The 21,592-nt window shown below is 72.3% G+C and carries 22 protein-coding genes; 15 read left to right on the top strand and 7 right to left on the bottom strand.

Translation table 11 applies throughout. The annotated features are described in order from the left end of the window. Window positions 1-10: 10 nt before the first annotated feature. The 9 genes from AC3YNX_RS15180 (at window position 11) to AC3YNX_RS15140 (ending at window position 9,854) form a co-directional block, all read left to right on the top strand. Window positions 11-829: an FAD binding domain-containing protein gene (locus AC3YNX_RS15180; RefSeq protein WP_489995992.1), complete on the top strand. Its 819-nt coding sequence runs from the start codon at window positions 11-13 to the stop codon at window positions 827-829. After that, window positions 826-3,534, top strand: coding sequence for a molybdopterin-dependent oxidoreductase (locus AC3YNX_RS15175; protein WP_489995991.1), 2,709 nt, complete (start codon window positions 826-828; stop codon window positions 3,532-3,534). Before AC3YNX_RS15180 ends, AC3YNX_RS15175 begins: the two co-directional genes overlap by 4 nt. After that, window positions 3,531-4,034, top strand: coding sequence for a nucleoside deaminase (locus AC3YNX_RS15170; RefSeq protein ID WP_489982618.1), 504 nt, complete (start codon window positions 3,531-3,533; stop codon window positions 4,032-4,034). Before AC3YNX_RS15175 ends, AC3YNX_RS15170 begins: the two co-directional genes overlap by 4 nt. 170 nt (window positions 4,035-4,204) lie before the next feature. Then, the gene (locus AC3YNX_RS15165; RefSeq protein ID WP_127783728.1) at window positions 4,205-5,281 is read left to right on the top strand and encodes an ABC transporter substrate-binding protein; all 1,077 of its coding nucleotides are present in this window, start codon (window positions 4,205-4,207) and stop codon (window positions 5,279-5,281) included. 24 nt (window positions 5,282-5,305) lie between these two features. Continuing rightward, window positions 5,306-6,136 carry an ABC transporter ATP-binding protein gene (locus tag AC3YNX_RS15160; RefSeq protein ID WP_127783729.1) on the top strand — a complete coding sequence of 277 codons (831 nt, stop codon included), beginning with the start codon at window positions 5,306-5,308 and terminating at the stop codon, window positions 6,134-6,136. 4 nt (window positions 6,137-6,140) lie between these two features. Continuing rightward, a complete protein-coding gene (locus AC3YNX_RS15155; RefSeq protein WP_164860657.1) occupies window positions 6,141-6,926 on the top strand; it encodes an ABC transporter permease in 786 nt (261 codons plus the stop codon). After that, window positions 6,923-7,720, top strand: a complete 798-nt coding sequence (locus AC3YNX_RS15150; protein ID WP_489995990.1) for an ABC transporter permease — start codon at window positions 6,923-6,925, stop codon at window positions 7,718-7,720. Before AC3YNX_RS15155 ends, AC3YNX_RS15150 begins: the two co-directional genes overlap by 4 nt. Continuing rightward, window positions 7,717-8,808, top strand: a complete 1,092-nt coding sequence (gene add, locus AC3YNX_RS15145) for an adenosine deaminase (protein WP_489995989.1) — start codon at window positions 7,717-7,719, stop codon at window positions 8,806-8,808. The genes AC3YNX_RS15150 and add overlap by 4 nt, the downstream gene beginning before the upstream one ends. Then, a complete protein-coding gene (locus AC3YNX_RS15140; RefSeq protein WP_489982616.1) occupies window positions 8,805-9,854 on the top strand; it encodes an isopenicillin N synthase family dioxygenase in 1,050 nt (349 codons plus the stop codon). Before add ends, AC3YNX_RS15140 begins: the two co-directional genes overlap by 4 nt. Here AC3YNX_RS15140 and AC3YNX_RS15135 read toward each other — a convergent pair. Continuing rightward, a complete protein-coding gene (locus AC3YNX_RS15135; protein ID WP_489995988.1) occupies window positions 9,851-10,501 on the bottom strand; it encodes a class I SAM-dependent methyltransferase in 651 nt (216 codons plus the stop codon). The two genes, AC3YNX_RS15140 and AC3YNX_RS15135, sit on opposite strands and share 4 nt — an antisense overlap. A gap of 129 nt (window positions 10,502-10,630) precedes the next feature. Between AC3YNX_RS15135 and AC3YNX_RS15130 the strand changes: the two genes are divergently transcribed. Beyond that, window positions 10,631-11,959, top strand: a complete 1,329-nt coding sequence (locus AC3YNX_RS15130) for a lactate 2-monooxygenase (protein WP_489995987.1) — start codon at window positions 10,631-10,633, stop codon at window positions 11,957-11,959. A gap of 59 nt (window positions 11,960-12,018) precedes the next feature. After that, window positions 12,019-12,816, top strand: a complete 798-nt coding sequence (locus tag AC3YNX_RS15125) for a class I SAM-dependent methyltransferase (RefSeq protein ID WP_489995986.1) — start codon at window positions 12,019-12,021, stop codon at window positions 12,814-12,816. Here the strand turns inward: AC3YNX_RS15125 and AC3YNX_RS15120 are convergent. Beyond that, a complete protein-coding gene (locus AC3YNX_RS15120; RefSeq protein ID WP_489995985.1) occupies window positions 12,813-13,673 on the bottom strand; it encodes a Rossmann-fold NAD(P)-binding domain-containing protein in 861 nt (286 codons plus the stop codon). The two genes, AC3YNX_RS15125 and AC3YNX_RS15120, sit on opposite strands and share 4 nt — an antisense overlap. A gap of 130 nt (window positions 13,674-13,803) precedes the next feature. Between AC3YNX_RS15120 and AC3YNX_RS15115 the strand changes: the two genes are divergently transcribed. Further along, window positions 13,804-14,691 carry a DUF2268 domain-containing putative Zn-dependent protease gene (locus AC3YNX_RS15115; RefSeq protein ID WP_489995984.1) on the top strand — a complete coding sequence of 296 codons (888 nt, stop codon included), beginning with the start codon at window positions 13,804-13,806 and terminating at the stop codon, window positions 14,689-14,691. A gap of 64 nt (window positions 14,692-14,755) precedes the next feature. On the opposite strand, the gene AC3YNX_RS15110 is transcribed toward AC3YNX_RS15115, so the two are convergent. Both AC3YNX_RS15110 and AC3YNX_RS15105 read right to left on the bottom strand, forming a co-directional pair. Further along, a complete protein-coding gene (locus tag AC3YNX_RS15110) occupies window positions 14,756-15,178 on the bottom strand; it encodes a DUF3224 domain-containing protein (protein ID WP_489995983.1) in 423 nt (140 codons plus the stop codon). Between the two features lie 103 nt (window positions 15,179-15,281). Beyond that, window positions 15,282-16,031, bottom strand: coding sequence for an SDR family NAD(P)-dependent oxidoreductase (locus AC3YNX_RS15105; RefSeq protein WP_489995982.1), 750 nt, complete (start codon window positions 16,029-16,031; stop codon window positions 15,282-15,284). A 95-nt stretch (window positions 16,032-16,126) separates the two neighbouring features. On the opposite strand from AC3YNX_RS15105, the gene AC3YNX_RS15100 reads away from it, so the two are divergent. Both AC3YNX_RS15100 and AC3YNX_RS15095 read left to right on the top strand, forming a co-directional pair. After that, on the top strand, window positions 16,127-16,717 hold the full coding sequence (locus AC3YNX_RS15100) for a TetR/AcrR family transcriptional regulator (RefSeq protein WP_489995981.1): 591 nt from the start codon (window positions 16,127-16,129) through the stop codon (window positions 16,715-16,717). Window positions 16,718-16,878: 161 nt separating this feature from the next. Beyond that, the gene (locus AC3YNX_RS15095; RefSeq protein WP_489995980.1) at window positions 16,879-17,478 is read left to right on the top strand and encodes an NADPH-dependent F420 reductase; all 600 of its coding nucleotides are present in this window, start codon (window positions 16,879-16,881) and stop codon (window positions 17,476-17,478) included. Window positions 17,479-17,511: 33 nt separating this feature from the next. On the opposite strand, the gene AC3YNX_RS15090 is transcribed toward AC3YNX_RS15095, so the two are convergent. Next, the gene (locus AC3YNX_RS15090; RefSeq protein WP_489995979.1) at window positions 17,512-19,191 is read right to left on the bottom strand and encodes a long-chain-fatty-acid--CoA ligase; all 1,680 of its coding nucleotides are present in this window, start codon (window positions 19,189-19,191) and stop codon (window positions 17,512-17,514) included. 125 nt (window positions 19,192-19,316) lie between these two features. On the opposite strand from AC3YNX_RS15090, the gene AC3YNX_RS15085 reads away from it, so the two are divergent. Then, window positions 19,317-20,285: an MsnO8 family LLM class oxidoreductase gene (locus tag AC3YNX_RS15085; RefSeq protein ID WP_489995978.1), complete on the top strand. Its 969-nt coding sequence runs from the start codon at window positions 19,317-19,319 to the stop codon at window positions 20,283-20,285. 261 nt (window positions 20,286-20,546) lie between these two features. Here the strand turns inward: AC3YNX_RS15085 and AC3YNX_RS15080 are convergent, their stop codons facing one another. Both AC3YNX_RS15080 and AC3YNX_RS15075 read right to left on the bottom strand, forming a co-directional pair. Continuing rightward, on the bottom strand, window positions 20,547-21,011 hold the full coding sequence (locus tag AC3YNX_RS15080) for a hypothetical protein (protein WP_489995977.1): 465 nt from the start codon (window positions 21,009-21,011) through the stop codon (window positions 20,547-20,549). A 92-nt stretch (window positions 21,012-21,103) separates the two neighbouring features. Continuing rightward, complete coding sequence (locus AC3YNX_RS15075) at window positions 21,104-21,343, bottom strand: hypothetical protein (RefSeq protein ID WP_489995976.1); 240 nt, start codon at window positions 21,341-21,343, stop codon at window positions 21,104-21,106. Between the last annotated feature and the right edge of the window lie 249 nt (window positions 21,344-21,592).

Here is a 21,592-nt window from a genome sequence, read left to right as displayed (position 1 = left end):
GGGCCGCCTGATGGACCTGAACACCGTGTCCGGCTACCGCCGCGCCACCCACCGCGACGACCTGCGGCTCAGCCCCGGCGAGGCGCTGCTCGGCGGCGGCTCCTGGCTGTTCTCCGAGCCGCAGCCCGCCACCACCGGCCTGGTGGACCTCACCACCCTGGGCTGGCCTGCCTGGGAGCTGCCCCCCGAGGGCTACGGTGCCGGGGTCTTGCGGATCGGCGCCACCTGCACGGTGGCCGAGCTGGCGGCGGCACCGGCGGACGTCCTGGGCGCCGCGGGGGGCCTGGTCCGCAGCTGCGCCGAGGCGTTCCTCATGTCCTTCAAGATCCAGTCGGTGGCCACCGTCGGCGGCAACCTCTGCCTGGCCCTGCCCGCCGGGGCGATGATCTCGCTGGCCAGTGCCCTGGACGCCGAGGTGCTGGTGTGGACCCCCGACGGCGGCGCGCGGCGCGAGGCGGTGGCGTCGTTCGTCCGGGACGCCGGCCGCTCCTCCCTGCAACCGGGTGAGGTGCTGCGCGCCGTCGACGTCCCGCTGGCGCACCTGCACAGCCGCACCGCGTTCCGGCGGATCGGGCTGGCCCCGCTCGGTCGCTCCTCCGCGCTGGTGATCGGCCGGAGCGACGCCGACGGCGCCACCACGCTCACGGTCACCGCGGCCACCCGCCGACCGGTGCAGCTGCGCTTCGCCGGCGTCCCGAATCCCGGCGAGCTCGAGCGCGCGCTGGGCACCGTCGACTGCTGGTACGCCGACGCCCACGGCGCCGCGGACTGGCGCCGGGCGGTCACCACCACCCTGGCCACGGAGATCTGCGAGGAGCTGGCGTCATGACCATGTCGGTGAACGGTTCCCCGGTGGCGGCCGAGCCCCGCCCGGGTCAGTGCCTGCGCACCTTCCTGCGCGAGCAGGGCGAGCTCAGCGTCAAGAAGGGCTGCGACGCCGGCGACTGCGGGGCGTGCTCGGTGCTGGTCGACGGCACGCCCGTGCACTCCTGCGTCTACCCGGCCGTCCGCGGCGAGGGCCGCGCGGTGACCACCGCGGCCGGGCTCGGCACCCCGGACCAGCTGCACCCGGTGCAGCGCTGCTTCACCGCGGCCGGTGGCTTCCAGTGCGGCTTCTGCACCGCCGGCTACGTGGTCACCGCCGCCGCGCTCGCCGACGCCGACGGGCACGTGCACGCCGACGACCAGGAGCTGGGCCGGCTGTTCAAGGGCAACCTGTGCCGCTGCACCGGCTACCGCTCCATCCGAGACGCCCTCGCCGGCCGCGGCAACACCCACACCACCGGCCCGGCGGCGTTCGGCCGCTCCGTCCCTGCGCCGGCCGGTGCCCGCATCGTCACCGGCACCGAGCCGTACACGCTGGACCTGCCCGACGCCGGCGTGCTGCACATGCGGCTGCTCACCAGCCCGCACGCCCACGCTCGGATCACCAGCATCGACACCTCCCGGGCCGAGGCGCTGCCCGGGGTCCACCTCGTGCTGACCCACCGCGACGTGCCCGACGTGCTCTACTCCACCGGCCGCCACCAGGACCGCCTGGACGACCCCGACGACACCCGCATGCTCGACGACGTCGTGCGCTTCCGCGGGCAGCGCATCGCCGCCGTGGTGGCGGACTCGGTGGCCCTGGCCGAGCAGGCGGTCGGGCTGATCGGCGTGGACTACCAGCTGCTGCCCGCCGTCGTCGACCCCGAGCTGGCGCGCTCGCCCGGGGCCCCGCTGCTGCACGGCGACAAGGACCCAGACGTCGCCCGCATCGCCGAGCCCGGCCGCAACGTCGTCGCCCAGACCCACGGCGAGGTCGGCGACGTCGCCGCCGGGCTGGCCGGCGCCGCCGCGACGGTGTCCGGCACCTGGCGCACCGCCCGCGTCACGCACGCCTCGCTGGAGACCCACGGCGCCCGCGGCTGGCTGGACGCCGACGGCCGGCTGGTGATCCGCACCAGCACCCAGGTGCCGTTCCTGGTCCGCGACGAGCTCGCGCACGTCCTCGGCCTGCCGCCGGAGAGGGTGCGGGTGATCGCCGCCCGCGTCGGCGGGGGCTTCGGCGGCAAGCAGGAGATGCTCGTCGAGGACATCGTGGCCCGCGCCGTGCTGGCGCTGGGGCAGCCGGTGCAGCTGGAGCTCACCCGCGAGGAGCAGTTCACCTCCGTCCCGTGCCGGCACCCCATGCGGGTGAGCGTGACGCTGGGCGCCGACGCCGACGGCGTGCTCACCGCCATGACGGTGGACGTGCTCAGCGACACCGGTGCCTACGGCAACCACGCCCCCGGCGTGATGTTCCACGGCTGCCACGAGTCGGTGGCGGTCTACCGCTGCCCCAACAAGCGGGTGGACGCCGAGGCGGTCTACACCAACAACGTGCCCTCCGGGGCGTTCCGCGGCTACGGGCTCGGCCAGGTGATCTTCGCGATCGAGTCGGCGATGGACGAGCTGGCCCGCGAGGTCGGGCTGTCCGCCACCGAGATCCGGCGGCGCAACGTGGTGGTCCCCGGTGACGCCTTCGTGGTCAACGGCCCGCCGGGCGACGACCTGGAGTACGGCAGCTACGGCGCCGACCAGTGCCTGGACCTGGTGGAGAAGGCGCTGGCCGGCGGCGACGGCGAGCCGGCACCACGGGGGTGGCGCACCGGCGAGGGCATCGCGCTGTCGATGATCGCCACCATCCCCCCACGCGGGCACCACGCCGAGGCGTCGGTGACCATCGACCCCGACGGGTCGGTCACCATCGCGTGCGGCACGGCCGAGTTCGGCAACGGCACGGCCACCGTGCACGTGCAGCTCGTCGCCGAGGAGCTGCGCACCAGCACCGACCGGGTGCGGCTGCGGGCCTCCGACACCGACCACGTCGGCTACGACACCGGCGCCTACGGCTCCACCGGCTCGGTGGTGGCCGGGGTGGCGGTGGCAGCGGCGGCCGCCGCCCTGCGGGCCCGGCTGGAGGAGCTCGCCGGCGGCGGGAGCACCGAGCCGGACGGTGTCCGCCGCAGCGACGGCACGCTCGTCCCCTGGTGCGAGCTGCTCCACGCTCCGCTCACCGCCAGCGGCAGCCACGACGGCGCCCGTCGCTCGGTCGCCTTCAACGTGCACGGCTTCCGGGTGGCGGTGAACCCGGCCACCGGCGAGCTCCGCATCCTCAAGTCGGTGCAGGCCGCTGACGCCGGCACGGTGATCAACCCCGAGCAGCTGCGCGGCCAGGTGGAGGGCGGGGTGGCGCAGGGCATCGGCAGCGCGCTCTACGAGGAGATGCTGCTGGCCGAGGGCGAGGTGCTCACCCGCACCTTCCGCAGCTACCGGGTGCCGCAGATGGGTGACGTGCCCGTCACCGAGGTGCTCTTCGCCGACACCTACGACGTGCTCGGCCCACGAGGGGCGAAGTCGATGAGCGAGGCGCCGTACAACCCCGTCGCCCCGGGCCTGGCCAACGCTGTCCGCGACGCCCTCGGCGTGCGACCCCACGAGATCCCGATGAGCCGCGACCGCCTGTGGCGGCTGGCCCGCAACGACAGTTTCACCACCGAGGAGACACCATGACTATCTACCCCACCGGCCAGCCCGACACCAGCGAGCACGACCAGCGCTGGCTCGCCGAGGCCGTGGAGCTGGCGGTGGCCAACGTGGCCGCCGGCGGCGGACCCTTCGGCGCGCTCGTGGTCCGGGACGGGCAGCTGCTGGCCACCGGCCAGAACCGCGTCACCCGCGACAACGACCCCACCGCGCACGCCGAGGTGCAGGCCATCCGCGCCGCGTGCGCCGGGCTGGGCGACTTCGCGCTGACCGGCGCCGTTCTCTACACCTCCTGCGAGCCGTGCCCGCTGTGCCTGGCGGCCTCGCTCTGGGCGCGTGTCGACCGGGTGGTGTACGCCGCCGACCGCGACGACGCCGCTCGTGGTGGCTTCGACGACCGCGCCTTCTACGAGCTGTTCGCCCAGGACCGCGCCACCTGGCCCACCCGCGTGGACGCGGTGCGCACCCCCACCGCCGTGGCCCCGTTCGACGCCTGGCTGAGCAACGTCGCCCGCACGCACTACTGAGCAACGGTCGTCCGGTGCTGAAACGAATGTTTTAACGCCCGCGAAACCTCCGCCGCGCAGGTTCGCAACATGGCGTTCCTACGGTCACCTCGTGCTCGGAAAAACGAGCACTCTGCGCCCATTCCGTCTTGTGCCACCACATCCTGTGTCACTGATTCAAGGAGAACCACATGACCCTGTCGCTGCCCACGAGAAGCCGGCGCCACGGGCTCCGCCTCACCGCGCTCGTCGCCGCTGCCACCCTCAGCCTGGTGGCCTGCGGCTCCGACGACGAGGGGTCCGCCGGCGCCAGCAGCTCAGGGGCAGCCGACCACGGCGCCATCACCCTGCAGCTGTCCTGGGTGAAGAACGCCGAGTTCGCCGGCGAGTACTTCGCCGACACCAACGGCCACTACCGCAACGCCGGCTTCAGCTCGGTGACGCTCAACCCGGGCCCCGGTCCGATCGAGACGATGGTCGCCTCCGGCCAGGCCGACTTCGCCCTGAGCAACGCCGTGGCGGCCGCCCAGGTGATCGAGAAGGAGAAGGCGCCGCTGAAGATCGTCGGCACCAAGTTCCAGAAGAACCCCTTCACCATTCTCTCGCTGAAGAACAAGGCCAACATCGCCAAGCCCCAGGACCTGGTGGGCAAGACCATCGGCGTCCAGGCCGGCGGCAACGAGGCCCTCTTCGACGCCCTGCTCAAGATCAACAACATCAAGGCCTCCGACGTCAAGAAGGTGCCGGTGGAGTACGACCCGTCGCCCGTCATCGACGGTGAGGTGGACGGCTTCTTCGCCTACGTCACCAACGAGTCGCTCACGGTGTCGATGTCTGGCCACGAGATCACCAACCTGCCCTTCGCCGACAACGGCCTGCCCTTCGTCGCGGAGAGCGTCATCACCACCGACAAGATGATCGCCGAGGAGCCGGCCAAGGTGAAGGCGTTCCTGGAGGCGGAGATCCGCGGCTGGCAGGACGCCCTGGCCAACCCCACCGAGGGCGCCCGGCTGGCCGTGGAGAAGTACGGCAAGGACCTCAACCTGAGCATGGCCAAGGAGCTCAAGCAGTCGGAGGTGCAGAAGGACCTGATCGTCACCCCCGACGTGACCAAGAACGGGCTCTTCACCATCACCGACGCGCTGATCGGCCAGACCCTCACCACGCTCGCCGCCGCCGACATCAACGTCAAGGCCGACGAGCTCTTCGACCTCTCGCTGCTCACCGAGCTGCTCAAGGACAAGCCCGAGCTGGCCAAGCTGCCCTGAGTCATCCCCCGCACCGAAAGGGCAATCGTGTCGGAGACCCTCACCACCGCCGGTGCCTCGGGAGCAGCTCGCTCCCTGGGCACCGGCGTGCGGATCCAGAACCTGACCAAGACCTTCCGCGTCGGTCGCAAGAGCGTGACCGCCCTGGACGACGTCACCCTCTTCACCGACAAGGGCAGCTTCCTGTCGCTGCTCGGCCCGTCCGGGTGCGGCAAGTCCACCATCCTGCGCATCCTCGCCGGTCTGGAGAAGCCGACCGAGGGCACCGCGCTGGTGGAGGGCAAGTCGCCGCTGGAGCTGCGCCGTGACCACGAGCTCGGCATCGCCTTCCAGGACTCCGCGCTGCTGCCCTGGCGCTCGGTGCTCTCCAACATCCGGCTGCCCTTCGAGGTCTCCGGGCAGAAGCCGGACGACGCCCTGGTGGCCGAGCTGATCAACCTCGTCGGGCTGCAGGGCTTCGAGAAGGCCAAGCCGGCCCAGCTCTCCGGCGGCATGCGCCAGCGGGTCTCCATCGCGCGGTCGCTGGTGGTCAAGCCGTCGGTGCTGCTGCTGGACGAGCCGTTCGGGGCCCTGGACGACATGACCCGCCAGCGGCTGAACCTCGAGCTGCTGCGCATCTGGACCGAGAAGCCCGCGACCACGCTGATGGTCACCCACGGCATCTCCGAGGCCATCTTCCTCAGCGACCGGGTGGCGGTCATGAGCCCACGCCCGGGACGGATCAAGGAGATCATCGAGGTCGACCTCCCGCGCCCCCGGCTGCCCGCGATGATGCGGACCCCGGAGTTCCACGCCCTGCACGACCACGCCTCCGAGCTGCTCTTCGGTGGCGACTCCGCCGGGTCCGGGCAGTGATCCCGTGCTGAGCCGAGAACGGCTGCGCCCTGCGCTGACCGGGCTGGCCGGGCTGGTGTCGGTGCTGGCCGTGTGGTGGATCGCCACCGTCACGGTGCTGGCCGACGCCCGCATCCCCGCCCCGCACGAGGTGGTGCGCTCGGTGCGCGCCGACGGCTGGGGCTTCTACTCCCTGCACTTCGGCATCACCCTGGAGGAGGCTGCGGTCGGGTTCCTCTACGGCAACGTCGCCGCGCTGGTGCTGGCCTCGCTGGTGCTGCTGCTGCCGCTGGCGGAGCCGGTGATCATGCAGGTGGCGGTGATCAGCTACTGCGTCCCCATCGTGGCCATCGCCCCGGTGCTCTACATCGTCATCGGCGTGCCCGACCCGGGTGACCGCTCCGGCACCGCCGTGGCCCTGGCCGCCCTCTCGGTCTTCTTCACCACCGTGGTGGGCACCGTGCTCGGGCTGCGCTCGGCCGACAAGGCCAGCCTGGACGTGGTCACCGTCTACGGCGGCGGGGCCTGGCAGCGGCTGCGCCGGGTGCAGCTGATCTCCGCGCTGCCCGCGGTCCTCGCCTCCCTGCAGATCGCCGCCCCCGCCGCGTTCCTGGGCGCGATCCTGGGCGAGTACGCCGGGGGCATCGACCGTGGAGTCGGCCTGGCCCTGAAGATCTCCCAGCAGAACATCAACGTGGAGCAGGCCTGGGGACTGGGCTTCGGCTGCGCCGTCCTCGCCGGCACGGCCTACGCCGCCTTCGGCCTCGTCGCCCGCTTCGTCACCCCCTGGTCGAAGGGAGCACCCGAATGACCCACGTCCTGCGCGGGCTCGGCCGCACCGTGCTCACCCTGGTGTTCGTGCTGGCCGTGGTCCTGCTGCTCTGGGTCGCCGGGCTGCGCCTGTTCGACGTCTCCTCCTACGTCGGCAAGGGCCCCACCGACGTGTGGGCCTACCTGGTCACCGACTCCGACGCCGCCGAGGCCCGCGCCGAGATCTGGCCGCTGCTGCGCCACACGCTCACCGACTCCGCCATCGGGTTCGTCGCCGGCATGCTCGCCGCCGTCGCCCTGGCCGCGGGCATCGTGCTCTCCCGCGGGGTGGAGAGCGCGGTGATGCCGGTGGCGATGATCCTGCGCGCGGTGCCGCTGATCGCCCTGGCGCCCATCATCATCCTGCTCGTCGGGCGAGGGTTCACCGCCGTGGCGGTGATGAGCGGGATCGTGGTGCTCTTCCCCGCGCTGGTGAGCATCGTCCTCGGGCTGCGCTCGGTGTCCGCCCAGATGCGCGACGTCGTCATGGTCTACGGCGGCAGCTCGTGGTCGGTGCTGCGCAAGGTGGCCTTCCCGTCGGCGCTGCCGGCGCTGTTCGCCTCCATCCGCATCTCCGTGCCCGGCGCCATCACCGGTGCCCTGCTGGCGGAGTGGCTCGCCACCGGGCAGGGCATCGGCTACGCCGTCGTCTCGGCCGCGGCCCGCTCGCAGATCAACCGGGTGTGGGCGCTGGTCGTGGTGATCACGCTGGCCTCGCTGCTGCTGTACCTGCTCGCCCAGCTCGTCGAGAGCCTGGTGCTGGCCCGCTTCGGCACGGAGGCGGGTCGCCGATGACGCTGGCCCCGTTCGCCTTCTCCACGCCCACGCCGGACGACCCGGCCATCGACGCGATGGTGGCGGCGCTGCCCAAGGTCAGCCTGCACTGCCACCTGATCGGCAGCGTCGCGGCGCAGACGGTCGTCGAGCTGGCGGCCAAGCACGGGGTGTCCCTGGCGGGGCGCACCGCCGAGGACCTCTACGACCACCACAGCTACGCCGACCTCGGCGAGTTCCTCCGGGTGCTCGACGTGGTGGGCTCGGTGATCCGCGACGCCGACGACTTCCACCGGGTGACCTACGAGTCGCTCACCGCCGGTGGGGCCGCGCACGGGGTGCTCTACCGGGAGATCCAGCTCAGCCCGCCCGGGCACCCCGACGTGCCCTACCCGCGGCTGCTGGCCGGGGTGGTGTCCGGCATGCGCGCGGCCCGCGCCGACACCGGCATCGACTCCCGCCTGGTGGTGGGCATCAACCGGGAGCGCAGCGGAGCCGACGCGGTGGCGCTGGTGGAGGAGGTGGTGGCCCACCGCATCGACGAGGTAGTGGGCATCGGGCTGGACTACGCCGAGGTCAACGGCCCGCCCGGCCGCTTCGTGGAGGCCTTCCAGCTGGCCGCCCGGCACGGGCTGGAGCGCACCGCGCACTCGGAGTCCGGTCCCCCGGCGCACATCCGCACCCTGCTCGACGACCTCTGCTGCAGCCGCGTCGACCACGGCTACCACGTGGTGGACGACCCCGACATCACCGCGCGCTGCGTGGCCGAGCGGGTGCCGTTCACCTGCACCCCGGTGAGCTCGGACATCGGCCGCTACTCCGGCAGCGGCGACGGCACCCACCACCGCATCCGCGAGATGGTCGACGCCGGCCTGTGCGTCACCATCGACTCCGACGACCCGCCGATGTTCGGCACCGACCCGACGCACGACTTCCGGGTGCTCTCCCACGCCCTCGGCTACGGCCGCGACCAGCTCGCCCAGCTCACGTTCAACGCCATCGACGCCTGCTGGCTCGACGAGTCCGACCGGCGCGACCTGCGCGCCCGGGCAGACACCGTCGTCGCCGGCGTCCCCGACCGCCACACCACCCTGGAGGACCCCTCATGACCACCCCCCGCTTCCACGTCCCGGTCGTCGACATCTCCGCCTACGTGGGCGACGGCACGCCGCAGGAGCGCGCAGCTGCCGCCGCAGCCTTCGACGAGGCCGCGCGCACGGTCGGCTTCGTGCAGATCACCGGGCACGGGGTGCCCACCGAGGTCACCGACGCCTTCGCCGCCGCGCTGGACGGGTTCTTCGGGCTGCCGCTGGAGGTGAAGAAGAGCTACCGCACGCCGCCGGAGGTCAACCGCGGGTACGCCCCGCCCAAGACCGAGTCGCTCAGCCTCAGCCTGGGCCTGGCCCCGTCCAACCGGATGCACGACTTCTTCGAGGCGTTCAACGTCGGTGCCGCCGTCTCGGACTACCCGGGCCTGGACCTGCCGCTGGCCGACTACCCGGAGAACGTGTGGCCGGCCGAGGAGGTGACCTTCAGCGCGGCGGTGTCGGCGTACTACGACGAGGCTGCGCGCGTCGCCCGCACCCTCACCGGGCTGTTCGCCGACGCGCTCGGGCTGCCGGCCGGGTTCTTCCAGCGCTACACCGACCACAGCCTGGACGTGCTGCGGATGAACAACTACGCCCTGGACGAGGGCACCATCGAGCTCGACGGCGAGCTGACCGGCATGGGGGCGCACACCGACTACGGCATCGTCACCGTGCTCTGGGCCGACCGCGTCGCAGGGTTGCAGGTGCTGGGCCACGACGGGTCGTGGAACGACGTGATGCCGGCGGAGGGCGCGCTGCTGATCAACCTGGGTGACCTGATGGCCCGCTGGACCAACGACCGGTGGATGTCCACCGTGCACCGGGTGAAGCCGCCCATCGTGGACGGCACCATCCGGCGGCGCCGCAGTGCGGCGTTCTTCCACGACGGCAACGTGGACGCGGTGATCGACACCCTGCCCACCTGCGTCGGGGACGGCTCGGCCTACCCGCCGATCACCGTGGGCGAGCACATCCAGGCCAAGCTGGCCGGCTCGCGTGCCGGGGTGGCCAACACCGCCGCCGACCGCGAGGCGGCCCGGGTGCTGGCCGCGGGCGCCGGCTCCTAGCAGGGCCAGGGCGCGGACGCCGGCTCGGTGGAGGGGTCTCCACCGAGCCGGCGCTTCTCGGCCACGATCGCCCCGTGCGGACGAGCACCAGGATCGGTGCGGGTGTGGATCTCCCGGACCGCAAACCCCGCATCCTGCAGCTGGGCGGCCAGCCTCTCGACCGGCCAGCGGTAAGCCGTGACCACCGCGTGCGCGAAGGCATCCACCGCCGGTCCCTCGAAGAACCCCAGCAGCAGGCTCCCGCCCGGGGCGAGGCACCGGGCGAGCTCCGCCAGCACAGCCGCGAGCTGCTCGGGTGGGGTGTGGATCGTCGAGTACCAGGCGAGCACACCGGCCAGCGACCCGTCGGGCACCCCGAGGTCGTCCGAGGCCGCCACCCGGAACCGCGCGGCCGGAAAGCGGTCCCGTGCCTGCGCCACGAACGCAGGCACCAGGTCGGTCCCCTCCACCTCCACGCCCGCGCGGGTGAGGAAGTCGGTCCAGTGCCCGGGTCCGCAGCCGGCGTCGATGATCGGGCCGGGACGGTGCAGCGCCCAGCGCAGCACCAGGTCACGATCCTCCGGGTGCACCGCGCCCATGGCGCCCAGCCTGTCGGCGTACTCCACCGCTCGTTCCCCGTACGCCTGCAGCACCTCGTCAACCGTCACGACGCGAGGCTAGGAGCCGTGTCTGCATCGTCGCTCAGGGACCTACTCCGCCCGCGGCGACACGGCACCACCTCAGGCGCGCCCCAGATCTCGCCGTGCGCAGATCCGCCTGCTGCCTAGAGTGGTTCCGTGCCAGAGCAGCCATCGCCCGCAGCCTCCTCCCCGACGACGACCGAGAGCCGCGGCCGGGCCCGGCAGTCGGCGATCTACCGTGACGGTGTCCTGGGGCGACGACCCGCGGTACCGACCGACTTCGCCGAGCTGGAGCGCCGAGCGCGCAAGGCCAGCTCCGCCAAGGCGTGGGCCTACGTCGCCGGCGGGGCTGGCGAGGGTCAGACGATGCGCAACAACCGGGCTGCCTTCGACCGCTGGGCGATCGTCCCGCGGATGGCGCACGGCCAGGCGACCCGCGACCTCTCGGTCACCCTGCTGGGCTCGAAGCTGCCCACGCCGCTGCTGCTGGCCCCCGTTGGGGCCGGCCAGCTGATCGACCCCGACTGCGACCTGCACGTCGCGCGGGCCGCGGCGGCGACCGGAGTGCCCTACATCTTCACCAACCAGGGCGGCACCCCGATGGAGGAGACCGCTGCCGCGATGAGCGGGGCCAGGCACTGGATGCAGCTCTACTGGAGCACCGACGAGGCCCTGGTGGACAGCCTGATCGGTCGCGCGGAGGCCAGCGGCGCCGAGGCGCTGGTGGTCACCCTCGACACCACGCTGCTGGGGTGGCGGCCACAGGACCTCAACCTGGGGTCGCTGCCGTTCGCCCAGGGCAAGGGCATCGGCCAGTACACCTCCGACCCACGGTTCCGCGAGATCGTGGCCGAGCGCATCGCCGCGGCCAAGCGGCTGGGCACCTCCGCCGACGTCCAGGTCACCCTCGGTGCCATCAAGTCGCTGCTGTCCATCACCCGCGAGCACCCCGGGTCGTTCTGGACCAACCTGCGCTCCGCCGTGCCGCGGGCGTCGGTGGAGACGTTCCTGGACATCTACTCCAACCCCGGCCTGAGCTGGAGCCACCTGGAGACCCTGCGGGAGCGCACCCGGCTGCCGATCGTGCTGAAGGGCATCCTGCATCCCGACGACGCGCGCCGTGCCGTCGAGCTGGGCGTGGACGCCATCGTGGTGTCCAACCACGGTGGGCGGCAGGTGGACCGGTCGATCGCCTCGCTGGATGCGCTCATCGCCGTGCGCGAGGCCATCGGTCCCGACCCCACCGTCCTGTTCGACAGCGGCATCCGCACTGGCGCGGACGTCTTCGTCGCCCTGGCGCACGGGGCCGACGCCTGCCTGCTCGGCCGCCCCTACATGTACGGCCTCGCCGTCGGCGGGCAGCAGGGGGTCGAGGAGGTGATCGCCAACATCGTCGCCGAGCTCGACCTCACCATGGGCCTGACCGGGGCCACGCACGCCAGCGCGATCTCGCCGGACCTGGTCACGCCCAACCCTTCTCGCTAGGCCTGCCAGGGCACGGCCGCGGTCGTAGCCTGGGCACAGGTTTTCTGGGAGGAATGGCGATGAGTCAGCCCGACGGTGCCAGCACGTTCCAGGTCAGCGGCGAGATCTATGACGCCTTCATGGGCCGCTACTCCGGCCCCCTGGCCGTCCAGCTCGCCGACGCGTGCGGGGTGAGCCGCGGCCAACGGGCGCTGGACGTGGGCTGCGGCCCCGGCGCGCTGACCGCCGAGCTCGTGCGCCGCCTCGGCGCCAGCTCGGTGGCCGCCTGCGACCCGTCGGTGCCGTTCGTGGCCGCCTGCCGCACCCGCAACCCCGGCGCGGACGTGCGCGAGGGCCGGGCGGAGGCGCTGCCCTTCGCCGACCACTCCGTCGACCTGGCTGTGGCCTCGCTGGTGCTGCACTTCATGTCCGACCCCGCACGGGGAATCGACGAGATGCGGCGCGTGGTGGTGCCCGGCGGCCAGGTCGCGGCGTGCGTGTGGGACTTCGACCACGGCATGCAGCTGTTCCACGCCTTCTGGGAGGCGGCGGTGGCGGTCGACCCGCAGGCGCCCGCCGAGCTCTACGCCCGGCGGTTCGGCCGGCCCGGTGAGGTGGTGCAGCTGCTCGAGGACCGCGGCCTCGAGCAGGTCAGCGAGCAGACCATGACGGTGCAGACCACGTACGCCAGCTTCGAGGAGGTGCTGGCCGGGCTGATGGCGGGCATCGGGCCGGCCGGGTCCTACCTGGTCGCGCAGCCGGAGGGCCGTCGGCAGGCGCTGCGCAGCGAGCTGTTCCACCGCCTGGGCTCCCCCGCCGGCTCCTTCACGCTGCAGGCAGTGGCGCGCTCAGCCAGCGGCGTCACCCCCGCTCCCTAGCTGCGGCGCTGCAGCAGCGAACTGGAGTCGGTGAGGAACGTCTGCAGCGTCCGGGCCGGCTGGCCGGTCACCCGCGCGACGTCGTCGGTCACCACCGCGAAGGTGCCGTCCTGCACGCGCTGGAACGTCAGCGCCGTGAGGTCGCGCTCAAAGCCCGCCATCCCGGCCACCGCGTCCTCGATCGTCACCTCCCGGTGCGTCACGTGGCGTCCGGTCGCCGCGGAGAGCAGGTCTGCGGTGCGCGGCAACGAGACTGCCTCCGGGCCGGAGAGCTCGTAGACCTGCCCTGCGTGCCGCGGGTCGAGCAGTGCCTGCGCGGCCACGGCGGCGATGTCGCGGGCATCGATCCAGGCCACGCTCGCCCCGCCGCTGACGAAGGCCAGCTCGCCGGCGTCAACGACCTGGTCGAGGTAGAAGCGGGAGTCGGTGAGCACCTGCATGAACCAGCTGGGCCGCAGGATCGTCCAGGCGCGAGAGCTGGTGCGCACCGCCTGCTCGGCCCGCACCGCCCAGCCCTCCGGCGCGTCCTTCTCCGACAGCAGCACCACCCGCGTCTCGGGCACCGTCTCCGCCAGGAACGCACCGATCAGCTCGGGGGCGTCCGCACGGTCCGGGCGCACCAGGTACACCGCGTCGACGCCGCCGGTCGCCGCAGCCCACCCCGCCGGCTCGTCCCAGGAGAAGGCGGTCGGACGCACCCCGTGCAGGGTCACCGTGGACGGGTCGCTGCTGCCGCCGAGCACCTCGACGTCACCGCGCGCGACGAGCTGCTCCGCCAGCGCCACGCCGGTCTTGCCGCGCACCCCGGTCACCAGCACGTGCGTCATCCGGTCGCGTGGTGTTGCTGTACCCGTCATGACCACCTCCCGCTGCGTCCACCGCAGAACCGCTCTCACCTCGGGCAACAGCGGTGCGGCCTCAGGTATGCCTGCCGACCGTGCGACCTCAGTGGACAGGGCCGCGGCGGGAGGGCTTACCGTCCCCGGCATGACGATCAGCGTGCTGGACACCGCGACGGCCATGGACGCGGTGCTGCGCGCTGAGGCGTCGGCGCGCCCGGAGCTCCTGCGCAGGGCGCTGGCTCCGATGGCGGGCATGTTCCGGTACTTCCCGGGTGAGGTCGACCTGGTGGCCATGCACGCCATGAGCTTCGGGTTCCCGCTGGATCGACGCGGGGACGAGGTGCGGGAGGCCCTCTCCCGGTTGCAGGCCGCGGACGCGTGGCGGCGGATCGAGCGGGCGCTGGCGGAGGCGGTCGACGTCCAGGCCCGCGCCACCCCACAGGTGCAGGTGCCGGACATCGCGGTGCTCCTGGTGCTCGGCGACCCCGACGACGAGTACTTCATGGGGCCGGCGCGCGGGTTCAGCGGCAACGGCAGCGCCACGGGCTACCTCTCGCTCACGCTCTGGCCGACCGAGGAGAACCTGGCTCGGCTGGAGGCGGCGGCCGTCCACGAGCTCAACCACAACCTGCGGTACGCCCCCGGCGGGGTGGTCTGGGACCCGGCGTCGGTGGTGGTGGGTGAACAGGTCGTCTCGGAAGGCCTCGCCGACGCCTTCGCCCGCCAGCTCTACGGCGATGCGCTGGGCTACACCCCCATCGGTGTCCCGCACCTCGGCGACGACGCCGTGTTCGGCAAGGTGGTGACAGGGCTGGACGTGGGTGGGATGCAGAACTTCGCCGCGTGGGTGCACGGCGACGCCGCCGCCACCCGGTTCGGCGCCGCACCGGTCGGGGTGCCCACGGGGGCGGGCTACGCCGTCGGCAACCGGCTGGTCGACGCCTACCTCGCCGCGACCGGCACCAGCGCAGCCGAGGCGCTGCACGTGCCCAGCCGGGAGATCATCGACGTGGCCCTGGCGCAGCGCAGCTGACCTCACTCAGGCCGGCGTCGACGTCCTACGTCCTGGTGCGCGCCAAGGCCTGCCCCCTGCCGCCTCACTCCCCCAGGGCGTAGTCCAGCTCGAGGCGGTGGGTGCCGTCGGCGTCGACGACGATGCGTCCCGTGCCGGCGATGCCGACGAGCTCACCGGTGCCGCTGTCCGGAACGATCACCAGGTGCTCGTCGTAGCGGTCCGAGCCGTGCGTCGACGCCGCGTGCACCAGGTTGAACGTGCCGGGGCGTCCACCCAGCTCGCCCTGCACCGCCTCGAGCGCGGCGTAGGAGCCGTGGCCAGTCTCGGAGTTCAGGCTGCCCAGGAACCAGGTGACCGACCGCCCCGTGAGGTCGCCGGCGAACGTCTTCACCATGTGCGCCAACCCGGCCGGCGCCGCCGTCACGGGCACGGGCAGCCCGCCCACCTGCGCCGGGGAGCCGGCCGGGGTCCAGTCGGAGACCGTGAAGGTCGAGGTTGCATTCATGGCCGGAAACGTAGCCAGGCACCGACCGGCACGGATTGAAGAAACGCGACAGGGGCCGGTCAGCACCCGAAGCGCCGCCCGGAGGTACCCCGTGGCGGTGCCGTCAGACCTGCGCCTGCCCGCCGTCGACGAACAGCTCCGAGCCGTTGACGAAGCTCGCGTCCGGGGAGGCGAGGAAGAGCGCTGCCCCGGCGATCTCGGAAGGGTCTGCGACACGGCCGAGGGGCACGTCGGCAGCGAGCGCGTCGAGGAGGCCCTGACCCTCGCCGTCGGGGACGAGGCCGATGACGCCGGGCGTGTGCGTGGGGCCGGGGGCCAGGGCGTTGACGCGGATGCCGCGGTCCTTGAGGTCCAGCGCCCAGCTGCGAGCGAAATTGCGGATCGCCGCCTTCGACGCGGCGTAGATGCTGAACGCGGCGCCGCCGAGCGCCGACGTCGTCGAGCTCAGGAGCACGACCGATGCCCCGTCCACGAGCAGGGGCAGCGCACCCTGCACGGTGAGCAGCGTGCCCTTGACGTTCGAGTCGAACGTGTCGTGGTACTGCTCCTCGGTGATCTCACCGAGCGGGGCGAACGAGCCGCCGCCGGCGTTGGCCACCAGGACGTCGATCCTCCCGACCGACTCGCGGACGGCGGCGTAGAGCGCGCCGATGTCGGCCGCGCTGGAGGAGTCGGCTCGCACGCCGGTCACGTCGCCGCCGATCTGGGTCACCGCGGCGTCGAGCGCCTCCTGCCGACGGCCAGTCACGAAGAGGCGCGCGCCCTCGGCGGCGTAGCGCTGGGCGATCGCCAGGCCGATGCCACTCGTGCCACCGGTGACCACGGCGACCTTGCCTGCCAGAACCTGCGTCATGTGAACCCCTTGCTCGATTTGTGGAACGTTCGATCCATAACTGGACCTCGGCAATGTAGCGGAACATCCGGTCCAGAATCAAGTACGCTGTCGGCATGGCACGGCCCCGGTCCTTCGACGAACCGCACGTCATTCGGCAGGCCCGCGAGGCCTTTCACGACCACGGCTATGCCGCGACCTCCGTGGAGCACCTGACCGCGGCGACCGGCCTGAGCCGCAGCAGCTTGTACGGTGCGTTCGGCGACAAGCACGGCTTGTTCCTGCGGTCCTTCGCCCAGTACTGCGACGACAACGCCGAGGCCGTCGAGCGCCAGCTCGCCGGCGACGAGCGCGGCGCCCGGGATCGGCTCGAGGCCCACCTGCGGTCGACGATCGCCGACCAAGGGGCGCCGCAGCGGGGGTGTCTGCTGGCGAAGGCGACCGCCGAGCTCGCCGGCGAGGACGCCGATGTCGTCCGCACCGCCACCGACTTCTACGAGCGGTACGAGCGCGCGTTGAGCGCGTGCGTCTGCAGCGCCCAGACCGCGGGCGACGTCCGCGCCGACCTCGACCCCGCCGGGGCTGGGGCGCTGCTGCTGTCGGTGCTGCGCGGCATCGAGGCGCTCGGCCGCGCCGGACATCCGCCTCCGACGCTGCAGTCGTTGGTCGACACCGCCATGGCGGTCCTGGCCAAGCCGGGTCACTGAGCCCCGAGGAGCTGACACCCCGGCTGGCCTCGGCCGATACCCCCGGGGTATCGGTGGCAACCCAGTCGGTCTTGGACGGCCCACCGCTCAGCGACGACGCTGGAGCGAAGCACCCCCACCGCACTCGCGGACACTCCAGCCTGCCCGAAGGAAGTATCCCCATGAAGATCGCAGTGCTTGGCACCGGCAAGGTCGGAACCGCCCTCGGGACAGGTCTGGCCGCCGCCGGTCACCAGGTGACCTACGGATCACGGACACCCTCGATCGAGGCGGGCACGCTCAGCCAGCAGGACGCCGCCGCTGCCGCCGAGGTGGTCATCACCGCGGTTCCCGGCACGGCACTGGTCGACACCCTGCGCGACGTCGGGGAGGACGTCCTGGCCGACAAGATCGTGCTGGACCCCTCGGCCGCCTTCACGCCGGAGATGACCATGGCCTACCCCGGGGCCAGCGTGGCTCAGCGGGCGCAGACCAGCTTTCCGCGGGCGCGCGTGGTCAAGGCGCTCAACACGATGAACTTCGCTGTCATGGTCAACCCGCTGGACACCGTTCCGGACGCGACCGTCTTTGTCAGCGGCGACGACGCGGCGGCCAAGACGGTGGTCGCTGGCCTGCTCGCCGACCTGGGTTGGCCCAGCCGGGCCGTCCTCGACCTCGGTGGCATCGACACCGCGCTGGCGACTGAGCACGCCGCCCCGCTGTTCTTCGCGACCGTCCGGGCCCTGCAGACCGCGGCGTTCAACATCACCATCTCCCGGTGACGCCGGCGCCCGCCTGAGGTGGGCGGCGGCTGGTCAGCGCTCCTGGATCTGCACCGACACCTCGCGGCGCAGCACCTTGCCCATCGGGTTGGTCGGCAGCTCGTCGACGAAGACGATGCGCCGCGGCACCTTGTAGGGCGTCAGACCCTGACGGGCGTGCGCCTGCAGCTCCTCGGGCAGCACCGGGACACCGTCGACCAGGACCACCGCGGCCACCACCTCCTCGCCCCCGTTGCCCTGCGGCAGGCCCACCACGGCGACGTCGAGGACCCCGCCGTGGGTGCGGATCATCGCCTCCACCTCCGAGGGGTAGACGTTGAACCCGCCGGTGATGATGACCTCCTTGAGCCGGTCCACCACGGTGAGGAACCCGTCGGGCGCCATGGTCACCATGTCTCCGGTGCGGAACCAGCCGTCGTGGAAGGCGGCCGCGGTCTCCTCGGGTGCACCCCGGTAGCCGGAGAACACCTGGGGACCACGCACCAGCAGCTCGCCGCGCTCGCCCTGGGGCACGTCGCGGTCCAGGTTGTCCGGGTCGGCGATGCGGATCTCCGTGTCCGGGAACGGCACTCCGATGGAGCCCGGCCGGCGGGCCGAGCTCATCGGGTTGCCCACGATCACCGGGGAGGTCTCAGTCAGCCCGTAGCCCTCCACCAGCAGCCCGCCAGTGGCGGCCTCCCAGCGCTGCACCAGCGCGCTGGGCAGCGGCATCGCCCCGGACAGGGCGTAGCGGATGCCCCGGATGGAGATGTTGCGGCGCTCGGCCTCGTCCACGATGCGCTGGTAGAGCGGCGGGACGGCGGGCACGAAGCTGGGCACCTGGCGCTTGACGGCGTCCATGATCAGCCCGGTCTCGGGCTTGGGCAGCAGCACCAGCTTGGCGGCGAGCGCCACCCCCAGCAGCACGCTGACGGTGACGCCGTAGGCGTGGAACAACGGCAGCGCCACCAGCACCGACTCGCGGCCCTCTTCCAGGCCCGGCACCCAGGCCCGCCCCTGGCGGACGTTGGCGGCCAGGTTGCGGTGGCGCAGCGGCACGCCCTTGGGCACGCCGGTGGTCCCGGACGTGTAGAGCAGCAGCGCGACGTCGTCGGTGCCCGGACGCGGGTGCGCCTCGTCCAGGGCCGGCCCGGAGACCAGCTCCGACCACGGCATCGCACCCGGCGCCGGGGAGGTCAGCTGCGCGCGAGAATTGCGGGCCTTGTTGATCGGCAGCCGCAGGGCCAGCCGCTTGGTCCACGGCAGCTCGGTGGTCATGTCCACGGCCACCACGTGCTCCAGCGCCGAGTCGGCGCGGAGCTCCTCCACCACCGGGACCGCCTTGTCCCAGACGATCGCCACCCGGGCCCCGTGGTCGGCGAAGGGGTGGCGCAGCTCGGAGGCGGTGTACAGCGGGTTGTGCTCCACCACGGTCGCGCCGAGGCGCAGCACCGCGAAGAACGCGACGATGGCCTGCGGACAGTTGGGCAGCAGAACCGCGACGTTGTCGCCGGGGCGCACGCCGAGGCGGCGCAGGCCCCCGGCCACCCGGTTCACCTGCTCGGCCACCTGGGCGTAGCTGGACTCGCGGCCCAGGAAGTCCAGCGCCGGCCGGTCGGGGAACTGCCGTGCGGCGCCCTCCCACAGGTCGAGCACGGTGGTGTCGCCGTAGTCCAGGTGCAGCGGCACTCCGGGTTGGTACGCATCTGCCCACAGGGGCTGCTGAGCCGGCACGGTCCTTGCCTTCCTGGCCGCGGGGACGGCGTGCCGCGGCACGATCCAACGTAGTTGCTTCGACCGGTGGTCCGATCTGCGGCGGGGCCGGGAAGCGGCGCCGGTCACGCGACGTTCAGTGGAGCGTGAGGCTCTCCCTGCTCGACCGCTCCCGCACCCGCTCCGGCCACGCCGAAGTGGATGCGTTGGCGCACACCGTGGAACGGGCGATCAACGCGGAACGGCTGGGTTACCACCGGTTCTGGGTGGCCGAGCACCACGGCGTTGCCGGCATCGCCTCCGGTGCACCCGCGGTGCTGCTGGCGGCGGTCGGCGCACGCACGACGACCATCCGGCTCGGCTCGGGCGGGGTGATGCTGCCCAACCACCAGCCGCTGATCGCCGCCGAGCAGTTCCTCATGCTCGACGCGCTGTACCCGGGACGCATCGACCTGGGGGTGGGCCGCTCGCTGGGCTTCACCGCTCCGGTGCGGCGGGCGCTGCGGCGCTCGGGCACCGAGCCCGACACCTTCGCCGGCGACGTCGCCGAGCTGCGCAGCTACCTCGACCGCACCGCGCCGGTGACCGCCCACCCGGTGCCCGTGCAGGCAGTGCCACTGTTCGTGCTGGCCACCGGACGCGGGATCACGGTGGCGGCCGAGCTGGGGCTGCCGGTGGTGCTGGGCGGCCCGGTGCTCGACCAACCGGAGCTGGACGAGCTGCTGGCCGCCTACCGCCGGGACTTCCGCCCGCACGCCGGCAGCCACCCGTACGTCGTGGTCTCCCTCGACGTGCTGGTGGCCGACACCGACGCAGAGGCCCGCGAGCTGGCGCTGCCGGAGGTGTGGGCAATGGTGCAGTCGCGGCGGACCGGCGTCTTCGCTGCACTGGAGCCGGTGGCGGCGATCCGCGACCAGCTGCGCGACGGCCAGGACGCCGAGCGGGTGGAGCGCGGCCTCGATCGCGTGGTCGCCGGTGCTCCCGCGACCGTGCACCGTCGGCTGGAGCAGCTGGCGGAGCGCACCGGTGCCGACGAGCTGCTGGTCACCGGCTCCACCTACGACCGCGCAGCACTGGCCGCCTCAGATGCCCAGGTGGCGGCCCTGCTCGGGTGAGACCGCCGGGTAGGTGACACGCGCCTGTGTTGGCCCGCCGACCGACGAAGCGTCCCTCGCAGCGAGCCCACGGTCGTGCCCAGTCGGTTACACGCAGCGTTGGCAGTGGCCGTCGCCGATCGCCGAGCCGAGGCCCAGACGGGCCGGGTAGCGGGACGGTCAGCTCGGACGTCAGCCTCGATCCACGTCACTCAGCTGGGCGCCGAGACCACCGCCGCCAGGGCGACGCCTCCCGCCAGGTGAGCCGTCCGCAGATCCCCACTACGTGTCAGCGCGGCGACCTGTGCGCAGCAACGTCTTTGTCCATCGCCGCAAGGCCCACCACAGCCAGACGGTCAGTGCCGCCAGCAACACAAAGCCGATCGTGTTCACGATCAACACAGCCGTGGGACCGCCGGGGTCAGCGAAGATCGCCACGTCCGGGTCGTCGGAGTCGTAGAAGACCAGCTGCGGTGACGTCGCGTCGCCGTTCTCGCGACTGCACCAGCCCCTGTCGCCGGTGTCGAGCGCGTAGCGGACACCGTCAACCACGTACGTCACTCGGCTGGGGCAGCGGGACCCCGGGTCGTCAAAGGTGCCGACCACGCTCGCATCCGCTCGCAGGCCGTCCACGATCTCCACGCCGAGCCTGACGCAGAACCAGACGCAGAGCAGGTTCACGAGGACAAACGCGAGGACCCGCACTGCGACACGGTCGCGATGGCGAACGTGTTCAGCGTCGGTCACGGGCTGCAGGCTACCGGCCATGTGCGGCAGTGGAACAGGTCCGCGACGCCGCGGCGCAGGCCGAGTACAGACCTACCGGCCGAGCACAGAGGTCAGCCTCGATCCAGGTCCCTGAGGTAGGCGTGCAGGAGCTCTCGACGCCGCCGGATCATGCGGATGCCGCCGTGCGACCCGGCGTAGAACAACCCGATCGAGACCACCGCGGCCAGGGCGACCCCTCCCGCAAGGTTGCGGGGAACCAGGCCGTGCAGCATCGCCGGATTGTCGAGGCAGGCCAGCACCCGAGCACGGTCGGGCGCGAGCACGTGGGACGCCAGGACGTCGGCGAACATCCTGGTTGCCTTCCTCGACGTGCCCACCGCGCCACCGACACCCATGAGCTTCTCGCTACCAAATCCTCATTATGACCACCCAGCACTCGCACCTCGATCGCCACACAGGTGCCGGCTCGCACGAAAGTCCGGGGGCTCTCAGGTCGGCAACCAGAAACAGATTCCCTTTTGCCCTGTGTGCGGACTCAGGGGTGCCGCGCTACAGCAGCCCCGCCATCAGCGTTCAATGGCATCTTTTGGAGATAACCT

This window comes from Rhodococcus sp. Z13_19A (assembly GCF_058133575.1).
This window is presented reverse-complemented; position numbering and strand designations above follow the sequence as displayed.

Excerpts from the sequence above, each read along its gene's own strand:
- AC3YNX_RS15105 (WP_489995982.1), bottom strand. The coding sequence starts at position 16,031 with ATGACGCAGGTTCTGGCAGGCAAGGTCGCCGTGGTCACCGGTGGCACG.
- AC3YNX_RS15120 (WP_489995985.1), bottom strand. The coding sequence starts at position 13,673 with ATGACGGGTACAGCAACACCACGCGACCGGATGACGCACGTGCTGGTG.
- AC3YNX_RS15095 (WP_489995980.1), top strand. The coding sequence starts at position 16,879 with ATGAAGATCGCAGTGCTTGGCACCGGCAAGGTCGGAACCGCCCTCGGG.
- AC3YNX_RS15170 (WP_489982618.1), top strand. The coding sequence starts at position 3,531 with ATGACTATCTACCCCACCGGCCAGCCCGACACCAGCGAGCACGACCAG.
- AC3YNX_RS15125 (WP_489995986.1), top strand. The coding sequence starts at position 12,019 with ATGAGTCAGCCCGACGGTGCCAGCACGTTCCAGGTCAGCGGCGAGATC.
- AC3YNX_RS15180 (WP_489995992.1), top strand. The coding sequence starts at position 11 with ATGGACCTGAACACCGTGTCCGGCTACCGCCGCGCCACCCACCGCGAC.
- AC3YNX_RS15110 (WP_489995983.1), bottom strand. The coding sequence starts at position 15,178 with ATGAATGCAACCTCGACCTTCACGGTCTCCGACTGGACCCCGGCCGGC.
- add (WP_489995989.1), top strand. The coding sequence starts at position 7,717 with ATGACGCTGGCCCCGTTCGCCTTCTCCACGCCCACGCCGGACGACCCG.
- AC3YNX_RS15140 (WP_489982616.1), top strand. The coding sequence starts at position 8,805 with ATGACCACCCCCCGCTTCCACGTCCCGGTCGTCGACATCTCCGCCTAC.
- AC3YNX_RS15075 (WP_489995976.1), bottom strand. The coding sequence starts at position 21,343 with ATGTTCGCCGACGTCCTGGCGTCCCACGTGCTCGCGCCCGACCGTGCT.
- AC3YNX_RS15100 (WP_489995981.1), top strand. The coding sequence starts at position 16,127 with ATGGCACGGCCCCGGTCCTTCGACGAACCGCACGTCATTCGGCAGGCC.
- AC3YNX_RS15165 (WP_127783728.1), top strand. The coding sequence starts at position 4,205 with ATGACCCTGTCGCTGCCCACGAGAAGCCGGCGCCACGGGCTCCGCCTC.
- AC3YNX_RS15150 (WP_489995990.1), top strand. The coding sequence starts at position 6,923 with ATGACCCACGTCCTGCGCGGGCTCGGCCGCACCGTGCTCACCCTGGTG.
- AC3YNX_RS15115 (WP_489995984.1), top strand. The coding sequence starts at position 13,804 with ATGACGATCAGCGTGCTGGACACCGCGACGGCCATGGACGCGGTGCTG.
- AC3YNX_RS15175 (WP_489995991.1), top strand. The coding sequence starts at position 826 with ATGACCATGTCGGTGAACGGTTCCCCGGTGGCGGCCGAGCCCCGCCCG.